Genomic DNA, 14813 nt, shown 5'->3' with positions numbered 1-14813 from the left:
CGGAATCTGGCTATCTCTATCCGCTCGCCGAATTCGTCGAGGCTGGGCTGATCGACGGTCCCGGCGCAGCGGAGGAATTTTTTGGCCGCGTCTTCTTCGCGGGCGGCTACCAGCAAGCCATGCAGGCAATGGCCGAAGGTCTGGTCGATGCCGCAGGCGCCAGCCAGTATGCCGATCTTCTGTTGACCCCGGAGCAGCAGGCAGAGGTGACCTGGATCGCGGAAAGCGCGCCGATCCCCAGCCATCTCGTAATCGCGCGTCCTGGGCTGGATGCCGCCCTGCGGGATCGGTTCACGGACGCAATGATGCAACTCAACGAGCCCGAGAACCGCGACAAGCTGCGCTATCTCTACGGGCCGGACGGCTATGTCAGGGCCGACCCCGCCGCCTATGACGGCGTGCGCGACATGGCGCGGCGATACGGGCTGTTGGAATGAGTCCGGCCGCGCAGATCGACGACCTGACCTTCGCCCATCCGGGCGCGGATCTGCCCGCGCTGGAGCAGGTCTCGCTTCGGGTTCCGGCGGGCGAAAGCGTCGCTCTGCTCGGCCCGTCCGGCGCGGGGAAGACGACGATTCTGGCGCTGCTCGATGGCAGGCTCCACGGCTGGCGCGGGCGCGTTTCGGTTTTGGGTGTGCCGCTCGATCCCGATCAACCGCCGCCGCGCGCAAGCCGGCCCGATACCGGCTTCGTGTTTCAGGAATTCGCCCTGGTCGAGCGGTCCACGGTTCTGCGCAACGTTCTCAACGGCCGCCTGGGACGGATGTCCCCTCTACGCGCCTTGCTTGGATCGCCGACCCCGCACGATCTGGAGATTGCGCGCACAGCGCTCGCCGATTGCGGCATCGCCGATCTCGCCGAACGCCGAGTGGACAGCCTTAGCGGCGGGCAGCGGCAGCGCGTGGCCATCGCGCGGTGTCTCGCGCAGGAGCCACGGCTGATCCTCGCCGATGAACCGGTAAGCCACCTCGACCCTGCGCGCGCTGGAGAGGTCCTGGCGCTGCTGACCGGGGCCGCGCGGGCGCGCGGGGCGACGGCGCTGTTTTCCTCGCACCAGCCCGACCTGGCGCGGCGTTTCGCGCAGCGCATCATCGGCATACGGGACGGGCGGATCGCATTTGACGTGCCGACGTCCGAGTTGAAGGACGAGGCGACGGCGGCTCTCTACCGGGAGGCAGAGCCGTTGCCCGGCCTCGGTCTCAGGGCGGTGTCTTGATGGGACCCCGCGGGTTCGGCGGCTTCGCGACCAGCGCCCTGATCGCCGGCGCGATCCTCTGGTCCTTCGTCACCACCGATGTCGAGTTGTCGCGTCTCGTCTCGGCCGGTCCGCGGATTGCCGATTTTCTCGGGCGGATGTTCCCGCCGGACCCGACGGTAATGGCCGAAATCAGGAAGGGCAGCGCAGAAACGCTGAGAATCGCGATCCTCGGTTCCCTCGGCGCGGTGATCCTGTCGATCCCTCTCGGCATTCTCGCGTCCGAGACGATGGTATCGCCCGCGCTCTACCGGCCGGTTCGAACGCTGCTTGCCTTCATACGGGCGATTCCGCTGATCCTCGTGGCCATGCTCATGGTGGGAGCTGTCGGACTCGGGCCGCTGCCCGGCATCATCGCGGTCGCCTTTCATGCAACGGGGATGCTCGCCAAGTTCTATGCCGAGGCGATCGACGGCGTGTCCCGCGCGCCGATCGCCGCGCTGGAAAGCGCGGGGGCCGGACCGCTCGTGCGGCTCAGGCACGCGATCTGGCCGCAGATGGCGCCGGTCGTCGCGCGCGACACGATCTTCCGGTTCGAGCTGAACCTGCGCGAGTCGCTGATCCTCGGCATCGTCGGCGCGGGCGGGATCGGCTTCTACATCCAGACCTACGTGCGTTCCTTCCAGTACGACAAGGCCGCCAGCGTCACGATCGCCGTTGTCGTCATGGTCATCGCCATCGAAGCGCTCAACGTCGCGCTGCGCCGTCGCTTTGCGTGATCGTCAAGCATAGATGTCGATTGGCGTTCCGTTCCTGACCATGGCGTAGATCTCCTCGATCTGGCCGTCCGTGACGGCGATGCAGCCTGCCGTCCAGTCGCGTACATTCATGGGGTCGATCCCGCGCCGGGGACCGCCGTGAATGAAGATGTCCTTTCCCGGAGATCGGCCTTGCGCCTCCGCGAACGCGATGTCGGCCTCGTTGGGATATGAAATGCCGATGGACAGGTGGAATAGGCTATCGGGGTTCCGCCGGTCAATCAGGTAGGAGCCCTCCGGCGTACGCCCGTCCCCCTCAAACTGCTTGTGGCCCTCGGGCGCGAAGCCCAGTCCAATGGGATAGGTCCGCAAAACGTCATCCGCCCCCTCCAAGACCAGCAAACGCTGTGCCTTGTACATGCGCAGCCGGGTCACTTCTGGCCCGTCGTACGACCGAAACCTGCTGGCACAGCCTGACAGGAAGACGGCCAATCCGCCCAACAGCAAGACCCGTCGTGGCATTCTGGTACTCATCACTGCTCGACGCCCCATTTTGCGAGGTCTGGTTGTTCTCAGTCGCTACTCTAACGAAGACGTCGGATCAATGACCGTGCGCCAGTGCTCCCTTCGCCATCTGCTCGCCCACCGGTTCACCGCCCGAAGGCCCGTCCTTGATCCGATGCCCGTTCAAGAGGCGCAGCGCATTTGCCACCACAAGCAGAGACACGCCGACATCGGCGGCGATGGCGCCCCACATCGACGCCATGCCAAAGGCGGTCAATCCGACGAACAGCGCCTTGGTCGCCAGCGAGATTCCGATGTTCTGATGAATGATCGTCATGGCCCGGCGCGAATGGCCGATGAGCCAGGGCACCTTGCCGATATCGTCGGTCATCAGCGCGATGTCGGCCGTCTCGATCGCCGCGTCCGATCCGACAGCGCCCATCGCGATGCCATAATGCGCGCGCGCCATGGCAGGCGCGTCGTTCACGCCATCACCGATCATCGCCACCATGTCGTGGCTTTCGACCAGTTCCTCGATGGCCGCCACCTTGTCTTCTGGCAAGAGTTCGGCGCGCACTTCGTCGATGCCGACCTCGGCGGCCACTGCAAGCGCGGTGCGTTCGTTGTCCCCCGTCAGCATCACGATCGTCTTCACACCCTGCGCGTGCAGGCGCGCAACGATCCCCTTTGCATCGGAGCGGATGCGGTCGCGCAATTCCAGAACGCCGGTCACGCCGGTTTCGTCACCCACGGCAACAAGGGTGCTGCCTGCCCCTTCGATCCTGCCCCGCAGATCCGCCGGAATGGCACTGCCAAACCCCTTCTCCTCGGCGAACCGATCCGATCCGAGCCAGATAGCGCGCCCGTCGGCGCGTCCTTCCAGCCCGCGCCCGGGCACGGTGCGCGTGTCCTCCGCGGCAGATATGGAAACACCATCAGCTTCGGCGCGCGCGAGGATGGCGCGGGCCAGCGGGTGCGACGACCGAGCTTCCAGACTCGCTGCCAGCGTCATGAGATCTCGTGCGGAGGCTTCGCCCAAGGGATTTACCGCAGCCACTTCGGGCTCACCCATGGTGATTGTCCCCGTCTTGTCCATCGCCAGTGCCGTCGTTCGCCCAGGCGCTTCGACATAGGCACCGCCCTTGATGAGTACCCCCGCCCGCGCTGAAGCGGTGAGCGCCGCGACGATGGAAACCGGTGTCGAGATGACAAGGGCACATGGGCAGGCGATGACCAGCAGCACCAGCGCATTGTAGAACCAATAATCCCAGGCACCGCCCAGCAGGAGCGGTGGCACCATCGCGATGGCGATCGCCAGCGCCATCACGATGGGTGTGTAGATGCGCGCGAACTTCCCGACCCACTGCTCGACCGGTGCGCGGCGCGCGTGGGCGTCGCCCACCATGCGGATGATTTTCGCCAGCACTGTGTCCGACGCGGTTTTCGTCGCACGGATCGTCAGCGAACCCTGGCCGTTGATCGTGCCGGCATAGACCTCGTCGCCGCGCTCCTTGGGCACCAATGCGCTCTCGCCGGTGATCGGGGCCTGATCGACGGCACCTGCCCCCTCCACGACGTGACCGTCGAGTGGGATGCGGTCGCCACCGCGCACGATGAAACGGTCGTTCACGGCAACCTCTGCCGCCGGAATGTCCGTCTCGGTGCCATCTGGCCGGATCAGGCGAGCCGTGGGCGGCGCCAGATCCAGCAGGGCCGATACCGCGTTTCGCGCACGGCCGACGCTCCAGCTTTCGAGGTAAAGGGAGAGCGAGAAGAAAAACGCGACCGTCGCGGCTTCGAAGAATTCGCCGAGCCCGATGGCACCCGCCACGGCCACCACCATCAACAGGTTCATATCCGGCGAGAGCCTGCGGGCCGATGACCACGCCTTGGGCGCTACCAGCCAGACGCCGAACACGACCGCCAGCGCGAAGAGACCGATCTCCGCCATCGGCATCGGCGCTCCGCCATGACCCGAGAACAGTCCCAGCGCGCCATCCAAGCCTGTCTCGACGATGTGATAGACAAACCCTGCAGCCCAGAAGCCGCCGCTGGCCGCGGTGAACCCCTTCTGGCGGGCAAGATGTGCGGCCTGATCCGCGGCGGCGTTGCCGGCGTCCCAGGGCCTGGCACTCATGCCCGTGCCCGCGACCAGCTCGACGATCCTGTCATCCGCCAGGGATTCCGCACTGTCGAGAACGGTCATGCGCCCGTTGATCACGTCGAAGGCCAGATGCTCCTGCCCGCCGACTGCCGGCCCGACGACCTTGTTCAGGATCGAGACCTCTTCGGCGCAATCCAGCCCGTTGACTTGGAAGCTCCGCCCATTGACCGAGCTGGACGCGGCCGGAGCGACATCCGCACAGGTCGTCGTCCTACCCCAGCAGGCGCTATCCTTGCTCTCCGATGTTGACGGATGCGCATGGTCGTGATCGTGGTTGTGGTCGGTGTCGGACGACATGATCGGGCCCCGGATTGTTCAGTGCCCATCAGAGATACTTCCTACAGCAACTAGAGCTTCAAGAGGTATCTTGCGATCCTCCCCGAGCGAGATGGACGGCCTTCGCTGAACGACATTTCCTCCAAGCGGACCGCTTCCATCCAGTGCAGGGCAGGCAAGCGCACAGGTAGAGATCTTGACTAGTGCCAGCCTTTGCACGGGTCCGCATGACGCTGTAATCAGCAAGCCCGTCAGCGATGGTCGCGTCATCCGGCAGCAGAGCCAGTTCCTCGGCCGTCTGGGCTTGGACCTCCCGAATATACTCGATGGAGGGGCGATACGCCCCTGGCCCACTCGCGTCAGGAATGTCCATCGCGCAGCCGCCCAGCCAGATCGTCGCGAGAACGAGGGCGAAGCTACCGCCTCAAGCATCCCTCGTTGCGCGTCACGTGCTCTCTTCACGGTCTCGAATTGCTCGGCCGTTTGGGAGAAGCGGTCCTCTAGTCTACTGGGGCCATGGCGTGCCTCCCTCAGCCGATCTTCGCGCCCCAGAACGAAGTCTGGTCGGCGGCGAAGTAGCCGTCCGCGGCGCGGAAGTTGCCCTGCAGCTCGACGGTGTCACCGGCGGTGAGCGCGACCATCGTTTGCAGCCAGAGGGCCGTCGCCTCGGAGACATGCGCACCACTGATCTCGCCGAAGGAACCTCGGATCTCGGTCGTGCCGTTCAGGACGAGCCGCCCGCTCATGCGCGCGGACGTGCTGGCGTTGACCTTGTAGAGCAGCGTCGCGCCGAAGAGGTAAGTGCCGTCGACCGGGGCCACGAACCGGTTGTTCACGGCATCGAAAGCGCCCTGGTCGTTGGTGTCGGTGTTGTTGAGGCCGATCTTCGTCCAGGTCCCGACGCCGACATAGTTGTCGTAGTTCGTGTACGCCTTGAACCGAGGCAGCCGAGGCTGGTCGACGATGCCGTTCGCGTTGTCGACGCTCAGCCCGTCGAAGAAGGTGCTGCCGTCGGCGGAGACCGTGAGGCGGAACCGGTCCGAGCCGAAGAGCCCGACCAGCGCCTTGGTAACGAAGCCGGTCTGCAGGGTCAGCCCGAGGTCGTCGCCCGCCGCCTCCTTGTTCATCGTGTAGAACAGGTCGCCGGTGCCGCCCTCGGCCACGGTCTTGGCGGTCCAGAGCGCGGCGTTGAGCTTGGCCGAAAACGGGTTCGACGCATCGGCCGTGGTGCCGAGCCCGAGGAGCGCGAGGTTCTGCAGCGCGGCGGGAGTTGTCCCGGCCCAGCCCGCGCCGTCGTAGACCAGCAGCAGGCCCTCGTCCTCGACCCACGCCCGCCAGCCGGTACGCGGCGGCAGGCGCAGCCACGCCCCGTCGGTCCAGAGCGCGACGTTCAGGTCCCAGCCCGCCCAGTCGCCGGTCGCGCCCGAGCCGACGATGTAGCGGTCGCCATCGGCCGGAGAACCGGGCGGCGCTGTCAGATCGCGGTCGAGCACGGAAAGCTGGACGAGCCCGTCGAGGATCCGCAGCGCCTCATTGTGGGTGACATGCTTCTGGGCCTGCGCCGCGAGGATGTAGGGCAGCAGGAGATGGGTCGTGGCGTCGGACATGGGATGGCCTTCAGAGTATCAGCGCGACGGTCTTGGGCGCGCCCCGCCCGACGAGGGCGGAGAGCTGGAAGATGCGGATGTCGAGCGTGTCGCCGGGGTCGAGCGGACCGCCCCAATCGGCGGTCTGCTGGGCGGCGGTGTAGAGCGCGCTGGTCGTGGTCGTGTTCAGCACGCGCTTCACGGTAGCGCCGTCGAGGATCTCGACCTCGTAGGCCTCCAGCTCCTCGCCGAGCGGAACCTCGAGCCCGCCCCAGCTGTCGGCCGCGAGTGCCCGGGACCGGCGTGTCCAGCGGATCGTCAGATCGCCGGGACTGCGCGCCTTGCGCCACGGCTGCTCGACATGGACGACCGAAAACGGCCGCAGCCCGACGCCCTCGGGCGTAAAGGCCTGCGCGAAATAGGTCTCGTCGCTGACCGGACGGCTCGAGGGGCCGATGCGCCAGTTCCACGGGATGCCGAGATCGGCCTCGGCGATGGGCAGCGAGGCGAGGCTGTCGTCGAGCACCACGACCCGCGCGCCGGCGGGCGCCGGATTGCCCATGGCAGCCTCAGTGCCGCGCTGGCCGCGCAACAGCCGGGTCAGGCGATACCGGCCCGGGGCGATGAGCTCGCCCGCGCCCGCCTGCACGATCTCCAAGACGCCGGGCGCGCTCTCGATGGCGAGCGCATTCGCCCCGCCGAAGAGCGTCAGGTCCAGGACGCTTTCCAGCGTGCCGGTGCGCAGATCGACGATCAGCGCGTTGCCGAGGTCGAAGCGCGACGTGGGCCCCGCGTAGAAGTCCGAGACCAGTGCGCCGATCCGGGCCCGCGTCCCGAAGCTGGTGAGCAGTTCGAAGCCGTCCGTCGAGGGGCTGCGGAATACAGCGATCTCGCCCGGCCACGGCACGGCGTGCGCCGCAGCGAAGGGCCGATGCGCTGGCAGATCCTCGGTCAGCTGCGGCAGGTCAAGAAGCACCGCCTCGGGCGCGCCGAAGACCACCGCCTGTGACAGCGCCGAGGGCCGCGGCGCGCCCGGCGGCAGGTCGTAGGCCTCCCTGTCCTGGCGCACCGCCTCGACGCCACGGGCTTCGGCATCGGCGATGGAGACGAGCCGCAGCGGGACGGCGCGGCCGTCATGGACGAACGACACGACATCGGCCGGGTCGAGCGCCAGCCGCGATGGCGGCAGGCGAAAGACCGCGCTTTCGCGGCCGGTCCAGGCCTCCATCAGGGCGCGGCGGCAGCGGCGCTCAGCCTCTTCGGGCGGCACCGCCATGGGGAAGGACTCGGACGCGATCCGGGTCGTGTCGACGGTGATGCGCCGGGCCTCGACCTGCGCGGCCTCGTAATCCTCGTCGGCGCGGGCGACCTGCCACTTCAGAGCCTGCGGCAGTTCGGTTTCCTGGCCGCGCGTCAGCTCCAGCACGTCGCCCTCGCGGGCGGCGACCAGGTCGTCGGGGCTGACGCTCGCCACCGCCGCCCGGCCGCGCATGACGAAGCGGATCACCCCCTCGGTCTCGACCGCGTCGAAGCCGAAATGCCGCGACAGCGTGGTGATCGAGGCGCGCGGGCTTTCGAGTGCGCCGATGGCATATCCCTCGACGGCGCCCCAGAGACCGGTGACGTCGATCCGGGAGTCGGGCAGACCAGCACGCAGGCAGAGGTGCCGGACCAGCGCCGCCAGCGACACCGCGCCGAGCCGGCCGGTCAGCCAGTGGCCCAGCCGCCAGTTCGCCCCGTCCGTCCAGACGTCTGTCAGCGCCGGGAAGAACGGATAGGGCCGCGCGTCCCAGGTCCAGGCGGCGCATTCGGGGACGTGAACCATCCGGCCGCCGTAGACCGACGAGACCGGGTTGTTCGCGGCCTCGCCCCAGAACAGATAAGTCGCTTCGAGATAGGCCCGCTGGATCGCATCGTCCCGCCAGCCGCGGGAGAAGTACGGCACAAAGCTTTCGGAGGATTTCGGGTCGAAGAAGACGTTCGGCTGGTTGGTCCCGCGGTCGATGGCAGGACAGCCCAGCTCCGTGAACCAGATCGGCTTGGACTCGGGCACCCATGCGGTCGGCGTCCCGCTCTCCACCCCGCCCGGGCGGTCGTAATGCTGGTTCGACCACCAGCTGCGGAGATCCTTGTAGCGGAAGACCCACGGCTTGCCCGAGGCGCCGTCCGTGATCGCGGTGCGGACCTGCGCGGAGCGGTCCGCCGCGCTGGCATAGAACCAGTCGTAGCCTTCGCCGCCCGCGATGTTCGCCTGCAGGTAAGCCCGGTCGTCGATGGCGGGCCAGCCCTCGGCCGCGTCCGCGTGTTCGAAGCCGTCGCGCCAGTCCGAGAGCGGCATGTAGTTGTCGATCCCGATGAAATCGACGTTGCCGTCCGCCCAGAACGGGTCGAGATGGAAGAAGACGTCGCCGCTACCGTCGCCGGGCTGGTGCCCGAAGTATTCCGACCAGTCGGCGGCGTAGCTGATCGCCGTGCCCGCGCTGAGGATCGAGCGGACGTCGGCCGCCAGATCGCGAAACGCCTGAACCGCCGGATAGGCGCTGGCCCCCGAGCGGATCGTGGTCAGCCCGCGCATCTCGGTCCCGATCAGGAAGGCGTCCACCCCGCCCGCCGCTGCGCACAGGTGAGCGTAGTGCAGCACCATGCGCCGCAGACCCCAATCCCCTGCGGCGCCGGTCCAGGAGACGGTCTCGCCCGAGATGGCGAAATCGGATGGGCTGGCGCTGCCGAAGAAGGCTGCGACCTGGCTCGCCGCCGTGGCGGTCTTGTCCACGCTGCCGGCATAACCCGCCGCGGGCGAACAGGTGATCCGGCCGCGCCAGGGGAAAGCGGGCTGGCCGGTCTCGGCGGTGTTGTCGCTGTACGGGTTCGGCAGCGTGTTGCCGGGCGGCACATCCATCAGAATGAACGGGTAGAAGGTCACGCGCAGCCCGCGGGCCTTCATCTCCTGGATCGCCTGCACCACGGCAAAGTCGGCGGGCGTCCCACCATAGACCGGGCGGTCCTGGTCATCCCGGCTGACGAGATGGGCGGCAGACCGGTCCACGCCGTTCACCGACCAGGTCTGCGGGCTCGTGGTTTTCGCCGAGACCTCGACGCCGGGGCGGATGGTACACTCGCCCGCGCGCAGGTCATTGCCGAACCAGGCTACGACGAGGCTCACGCTCTCCACCTTCGGCGCCATGGCCTGCAGGCGGTCCAGCGCCACCACCATGTCGGCGGTGTCCGACAGCGCGTTCAGGTTCTCAGGCGTCTGCGTTCCGCCGCTGCCCTTGCGGATGCCGGTCGTGGCATAGGTGAACTCGCCCGAGGCCGGGATCATGGTGACGGCGCGGGTCAGGCCCTCGGCGGTGTCGGGATCGGCGAGCGGACGGAAGACCTCGAAGGAGAGCTGCGGCAGGCGGTTGCCATAACTGCCGATCGGCAGCTCCTCGAAGACGACATAGGCCGTGCCACGATAGGCCGGGGTGTTGGCCGCGCCCATCTTGGCCGCGATGAACGGGTCCGCGGTCTGGGTCTCGTTGCCCGGATACCAGCGCCAGGTGATCCCGGCCGTGTCCAGGAGCTTGCCGTCCGCCCAGATGCGCCCGATGCCGGTGATCGGGCCTTCGCAAAGCGCGACCGCGAAACTCGCATAGTATAGATACTCGGTGGTCTTGACCTTGCCGCCGCCTCCGCCGCCCTTGCCGCCGCCCTGCGTGGTGGTCTTCGTCTCCTCGCGGAAATCGGTCGCCCAGATCACGTTCCCGCCCATGCGCATGCGTCCGTAGACGCGCGGGATGACGGCGCCTTCGGTCGAGGAAGTGATGCGCAGGGAGTCGAGCCGCGGGCCCTCGATCCGCTGCGTGGGTGCAAGCGAGGACACGATCCAGCTGTCGACCACCGATCCGATGGTCGATCCCACAAAGCCGCCGATGGTCGCGGCGCTGACGCCGAGGATTGCGCCGCCGATCGACCCGCCAATGGCGGCGCCGGCCGCGCCGAGGACAAGCGTTGCCACGGGTCAGACCTCTTCAGGAAACAGGAAGGCGAAGGCGATGCGCCGGCGCCAGGACGGCGTGAGCGGTTCCTCGATCACGCCGAGCCGCTCGTAGGCGTGGAGGAAGGAGCCGGGTCTGGTCAGAATCCCGACATGCTTGGCGATGGCGCGCGGCATCATGCGGAAGAGGACCAGTGCGCCCGGCCCGGCCTCAGCGGGCGCGACCTCGATCATCATCCGACGCGCGGCCTCTGCCAGCACTTCGCGTGGGCCGGTCTCGCCCCAGTCGCGACTGTAGGGCGGGATCGGGAACGGCTCGGGGCCGACGACCTCGCGCCAGACACCGCGCGCGAGGCCGAGGCAGTCGCAGCCGACGGCCCTGAGGCTTGCTTGGTCGTGGTAGGGCGTGCCGAGCCACGTGCGCGCTGCAGCGATCACCCGGTCCGAGTCGGCGGGCGTCACAGCACGCCCCCATCGTGCCCACCATCCTTCGACGCATAGCGCAGGATCGTGTCCGAGCCGGGGATGTGCGGGAAGCCGCGGAAATTGGCGGTGTTGGCGAACTTGCCGCCGCAGGTCTCGATGCGCTTGTCGCAGCCCGCGCGGATGGTGAAGGCGTCGCCCTCGGCGATGGCCCGCACCGGCGCTTCGAGCAGCGTCAGGATCGCGACGCCGTCCGTGATGTCATGGCCCAGCACCTCAGCCCGACGCCCCGCGTTGGAGCCGCTGGTCCATTCGATGGTGCCGAATGTGAACCAGCCGGCCTCGAAGCCGGCGAGCCCCGAAGCGGTGAAGGCCCGGTCGCGCAGGAGATCGATCACCGTGCCCGTCCCCTTGAAGGCCGGATCCTCGAGATCGACGCCACAGCGCGCGTCGCCGAGCGCGGCATCGCAGGTTGCCTGAAAGGTCCGCCCGACCGTCTGGCCCAGCACGTGGGCGAGCGAGCGCACCTCGGCCACGAAGGCAAGCCGCCCGCGCCGGATCTGGCCAATGGCCCCGCGCCGCATCAGCACGCGCTGGCTCGTATCGGCCCAGTTCACTCGCCAGACCTCGACCTCGGCGTTGTCCCAGCGGCCATCGAGGATGTCGGTCTCGGTGATCCGGTCCGAGGTCAGCACGCCTTCGGCATCCTGCGCATCGACGGAAAGGTCCGAGCCCGAGCGGACCTCTGAGGCCGTCAGCCCGCTCTCGGGTTCGAAGTCGGTCCCGTCGAAGCTCAGCGTGCGGTCGTGATCGGTGAAGCCGAAGGTGACGCCATCGGCCCGCGTGATCCGCCAGCACCAGGCAAGCGTCGTCGTGCCCTCGTGGAGATGGGCCTGCAGGGCGGGCGAGAGGGATTTCATCGGCAGGCTCCCGTCATGCGGTCGTCGAGATCGGCGATCCAGTCGGCCCAGTCCGGTGGGACCTCCGCGACCGTCTCGGCGGGTGGCCGGGCCAGCCGCGCCTCGGCATAGGAGGCGCAGCCGGCGTCACCACCACCCATCGTTGCGGCGCGGCCGGTCAGCAGGATCGCCAGCGCCGCGGCCATCGCGAACCGCATCCCGCCCGCGCTCGACGCGCTTGCTCTTGTCTTCCATCGCATCGCGTTCCGCCTCCCGTTTGCCCGCGCGCTTCCCTTCGACACGGCCCCAGACCCGGCCGAGGACGACCCCTCCGACCGCGCCCAGAGCCGCGACCAGCCAGATCAGGAGATCAGCCATCGCCGCGGAACCCGCGCTCGATCCGGTCGCGCAGGCCGATCAGGCCGAGACCGAGGAACATCAGCCCCGCGGGCGAGGCATCGCCCGATCCGGCCAGCAGCGCGACGAGACGGGACAGTTCGCTCAGCGGCCCAGTGGCGGGCAGCGCCAGGGAAGCGACGCCGGTGAGCATGGCGAGCAATCCCGCCCACCAGGTCATGGAGTTGGGGCGAACGTAGCGCATGGGTCAGGCCCTCCGGATCAGCGCGGAAATGAAGGTGACCAGCCGGGCGAACCAGCCGGTCGGCGTGGGGGTGACTGGGGCATGGGGCTTGGCGTGATGCAGGAGCGCCAGCGCTTCGCTCTCTGCCAGCCGCCGGACAGGCCGCGAGAAGTCCACGCCACCCGCAGGATCCACGGACCAGACCGGGATCGGCCCGCCGGGATAGCGGCCATGGCGGAACAGGTCGCGTTCCGCCTCGCGCCGGGGGATGATCTCCGCCGGCAGCCGCCAGTTCAGGAAGGCCCTCGCCGCAGCCACCCGGTCGCCGGCGTTCAGGTGGCGGGTCAGCGCAGCGCGAGCGATGCCGCCGGTGTTGTAGTGGAAGGACACCAGCGCATCGAACTCGTGCGGCGCCAGCGGGACCGTCACCGCGGCCAGCACCTCGGCCTCGTAGGTTGCGAGATCCGCACGGAAGACCTCGAACGCCTCTCGGATCCCGGCGTCGAGATCGGCGGGCATGCCACTTGGCATCTCGGCGGGATCGGGTGGCCCGGCCGCGGCCGTATGGCCGATGCCGAAGGTCCAGGTGCCGGTGGAATCGAGATACGGCGCGGGCACGACTCCTTCGTGCCCTGCCAGGGCCAGAAGGCCCCGCTCGGTCATCTGCATGGGATTACTCCAGAAACGAGAGGATCAGGATCAGCGCCGCAACGGCGAGGCCGACGCGCAGCCGATGCACGAACCGACGGTCGGGGTCGTCGCACTCGCTCCGCAGCGCGCGGGCAAGGCGGAAAAGCTCAGTCATCCTTGCGCCCCTTGGCGGCGCGCAGCCGGGCGAGGACGACCTCGATGAAGGCCGGACCGAACACGCCGACGAGATAGGCGGCGGACCCCGCGGCCCCGCCCGCCGGGATCGCCTCGGGCGACAGCCCCAGCCAGGCCGTGATGACGGCCATGGAAAGACTGCCCATCCCGGCCGCGATCAGCCCGCCGAGCAGGATATGGCGCAGAGCATCGCGCAGCCGCATCTTCGTGGTCAGCGCGTTCGTCGCCCCGCCGAGTGCGCCCCAGGCGGCGAGGATCACCGCCGTCGAGGCCGCGAGCTCGCGCAGCACCGCGGCAATGAAGTTGCCGGAATCGTTCATCGCCGGATCTCCAGAAGCGGGATGGAGGTGATCGAGCCGAGCCGCTCGAGGTCGAGCGTCACGTCGAGCGCGTCGGTGTCGAAGCGGACCGGCACGTCGAAGGCGAAGCCCGCGGTGATCGCGACGCCCGCGGCCGGCGCGGTGTCGAACGTCACGACGCCGGTACTCGTGTCGGCGGACCAGCCCGATATCTGCTCGACGCCGCCGAGCGCGACGCGCACGCTGCCTGAAACGGGCTTGGCGATGGCGCGGGTCCAGCTCTGCGCGCCGGAGCTGTAGCGTTTCAGGAGCGCGAATTCAGTGAGGCTGCCATTTCCCGTGCCGATCTCCTGGTCGGTGGGCCAGATCGCCGCGGACGGCGTGCCCGACTTGTAATCGCCCCAGTCCTTGAAGCGGAAGCCGTGGAGCCGACCGTTCCGCGCCTCGAAGAAGGCGACGACCGCCGCCAGATCATCCGCGCGGCGGATGCCGTAGGCGACATCATAGCGCCGGCGCGAGTTGGCCCAGCTGGCGTTGCGCTCCTCGTCGCCCGAGGCAAGCTCGACGATCTGGGTGCGCCGCTCGGGCCCACCCCGCGCGCCGCGGCTGATGTCGTCCGGAAACCGGACCTCGTGGAAGGCCATGGCTCAGAGCCCCCTGCGCCCGAGCGACACCGCGCGCGAGATGTCCGCGGCGACCTGTGTGCGGGATTGCCGGAAGCTCTCGGCGTCGCGGGTCTGGATCGAGATGTTGACGATTGGGGCGGCCTCGCGGTCGCGGCGCGGGGCGTCATACTCGCGGGTCTCCCGGCGGGAGAGCACCCGCTCGCCGCGCTGCAGGATCGCCGGCACCTCGTCATGGCGAAGCCCGAGCGTGCCGCCGGAATGCATCCGCGGGGCCGCCGCGAAGGCCGCGGCCGGGACCATCCGCCCGGGTCCCGGTGCGCCGACCACGCCGCCGGCATGGAGGACGTTGGCGAACAGCCCGCCGGCGCCCCCGAGCGCATTGCCAAGGGCACCCGCGATCGGCCCCAGGATGAAGCGCCGGGCGGCGAGTTGCGCGAGATCGGCGATGAGCGAGGTGACGAGGTCGCGGACCTTCAGCTTGCCGGTCTTCACGAAGTCGCCGACCGCAGTCTCGGCCGACCGGAAGGCGCCGACGAGGCTCCGGCCGATATCGCCGCCGATCTCGCGCGACCTGGTGGCGTAGTCCGACAGCGCGGCCGTGACCGCCTGCCAGCCGGTGACGGCCCGCTCGGTGCTGGGCTCCGCAGCGGAGGCGGCCGCCCCGGCTGCCGCGCCGGCCTCGGTGGCCGCTTGTCCGGC

16 protein-coding genes are annotated in these 14813 nt (G+C 68.7%); 3 read left to right on the top strand and 13 right to left on the bottom strand.

Annotation, left to right across the window (positions count from 1 at the left end):
- The 3 genes from DDE13_RS19690 to phnE all read left to right on the top strand — a co-directional run.
- A partial coding sequence (locus DDE13_RS19690; protein ID WP_162631110.1) for a phosphate/phosphite/phosphonate ABC transporter substrate-binding protein occupies window positions 1-437 on the top strand: 437 nt, incomplete at its 5' end.
- A complete protein-coding gene (locus tag DDE13_RS19685) occupies window positions 434-1216 on the top strand; it encodes a phosphonate ABC transporter ATP-binding protein (protein WP_111405940.1) in 783 nt (260 codons plus the stop codon). The genes DDE13_RS19690 and DDE13_RS19685, both read left to right, overlap by 4 nt.
- Window positions 1216-1974, top strand: a complete 759-nt coding sequence (phnE, locus tag DDE13_RS19680) for a phosphonate ABC transporter, permease protein PhnE (RefSeq protein ID WP_111405939.1) — start codon at window positions 1216-1218, stop codon at window positions 1972-1974. Before DDE13_RS19685 ends, phnE begins: the two co-directional genes overlap by 1 nt.
- 3 nt (window positions 1975-1977) lie before the next feature.
- Here the strand turns inward: phnE and DDE13_RS19675 are convergent, their stop codons facing one another.
- The 13 genes from DDE13_RS19675 to DDE13_RS19615 form a co-directional block, all read right to left on the bottom strand.
- Window positions 1978-2487, bottom strand: a complete 510-nt coding sequence (locus tag DDE13_RS19675; RefSeq protein ID WP_394340314.1) for a L,D-transpeptidase family protein — start codon at window positions 2485-2487, stop codon at window positions 1978-1980.
- A 67-nt stretch (window positions 2488-2554) separates the two neighbouring features.
- Window positions 2555-4918 (bottom strand): heavy metal translocating P-type ATPase, encoded by a 2364-nt coding sequence (locus DDE13_RS19670; protein WP_111405937.1) that lies wholly within the window; start codon window positions 4916-4918, stop codon window positions 2555-2557.
- A 509-nt stretch (window positions 4919-5427) separates the two neighbouring features.
- Entirely contained in the window at window positions 5428-6504 is a 1077-nt protein-coding gene (locus tag DDE13_RS19660) for a DUF2793 domain-containing protein (protein WP_111405935.1), read from the bottom strand.
- Between the two features lie 10 nt (window positions 6505-6514).
- Entirely contained in the window at window positions 6515-10483 is a 3969-nt protein-coding gene (locus tag DDE13_RS19655; protein WP_111405934.1) for a baseplate multidomain protein megatron, read from the bottom strand.
- Between the two features lie 3 nt (window positions 10484-10486).
- Window positions 10487-10924: an NlpC/P60 family protein gene (locus tag DDE13_RS19650; RefSeq protein ID WP_111405933.1), complete on the bottom strand. Its 438-nt coding sequence runs from the start codon at window positions 10922-10924 to the stop codon at window positions 10487-10489.
- Window positions 10921-11805, bottom strand: a complete 885-nt coding sequence (locus DDE13_RS19645) for a DUF2163 domain-containing protein (RefSeq protein WP_111405932.1) — start codon at window positions 11803-11805, stop codon at window positions 10921-10923. Before DDE13_RS19645 ends, DDE13_RS19650 begins: the two co-directional genes overlap by 4 nt.
- A complete protein-coding gene (locus DDE13_RS19640) occupies window positions 11802-12044 on the bottom strand; it encodes a hypothetical protein (protein ID WP_162631109.1) in 243 nt (80 codons plus the stop codon). Before DDE13_RS19640 ends, DDE13_RS19645 begins: the two co-directional genes overlap by 4 nt.
- 110 nt (window positions 12045-12154) lie before the next feature.
- A complete protein-coding gene (locus DDE13_RS19635) occupies window positions 12155-12385 on the bottom strand; it encodes a hypothetical protein (protein WP_162631108.1) in 231 nt (76 codons plus the stop codon).
- 3 nt (window positions 12386-12388) lie between these two features.
- On the bottom strand, window positions 12389-13033 hold the full coding sequence (locus DDE13_RS19630) for a lysozyme (protein ID WP_111405929.1): 645 nt from the start codon (window positions 13031-13033) through the stop codon (window positions 12389-12391).
- Between the two features lie 4 nt (window positions 13034-13037).
- Complete coding sequence (locus DDE13_RS23640) at window positions 13038-13169, bottom strand: hypothetical protein (protein ID WP_268951267.1); 132 nt, start codon at window positions 13167-13169, stop codon at window positions 13038-13040.
- Entirely contained in the window at window positions 13162-13509 is a 348-nt protein-coding gene (locus DDE13_RS19625) for a hypothetical protein (RefSeq protein WP_111405928.1), read from the bottom strand. The genes DDE13_RS23640 and DDE13_RS19625 overlap by 8 nt, the downstream gene beginning before the upstream one ends.
- Window positions 13506-14132: a DUF2460 domain-containing protein gene (locus DDE13_RS19620; protein ID WP_111405927.1), complete on the bottom strand. Its 627-nt coding sequence runs from the start codon at window positions 14130-14132 to the stop codon at window positions 13506-13508. Before DDE13_RS19620 ends, DDE13_RS19625 begins: the two co-directional genes overlap by 4 nt.
- Before the next feature lie 3 nt (window positions 14133-14135).
- Window positions 14136-14813, bottom strand: a 678-nt coding sequence (locus DDE13_RS19615; RefSeq protein WP_328587859.1) for a phage tail tape measure C-terminal domain-containing protein, incomplete at its 5' end; no start/stop codon positions are given.

The sequence above is a fragment of the Meridianimarinicoccus zhengii genome (genome assembly GCF_003254465.1).
Lineage (GTDB): Bacteria > Pseudomonadota > Alphaproteobacteria > Rhodobacterales > Rhodobacteraceae > Meridianimarinicoccus > Meridianimarinicoccus zhengii.
This window is presented reverse-complemented; position numbering and strand designations above follow the sequence as displayed.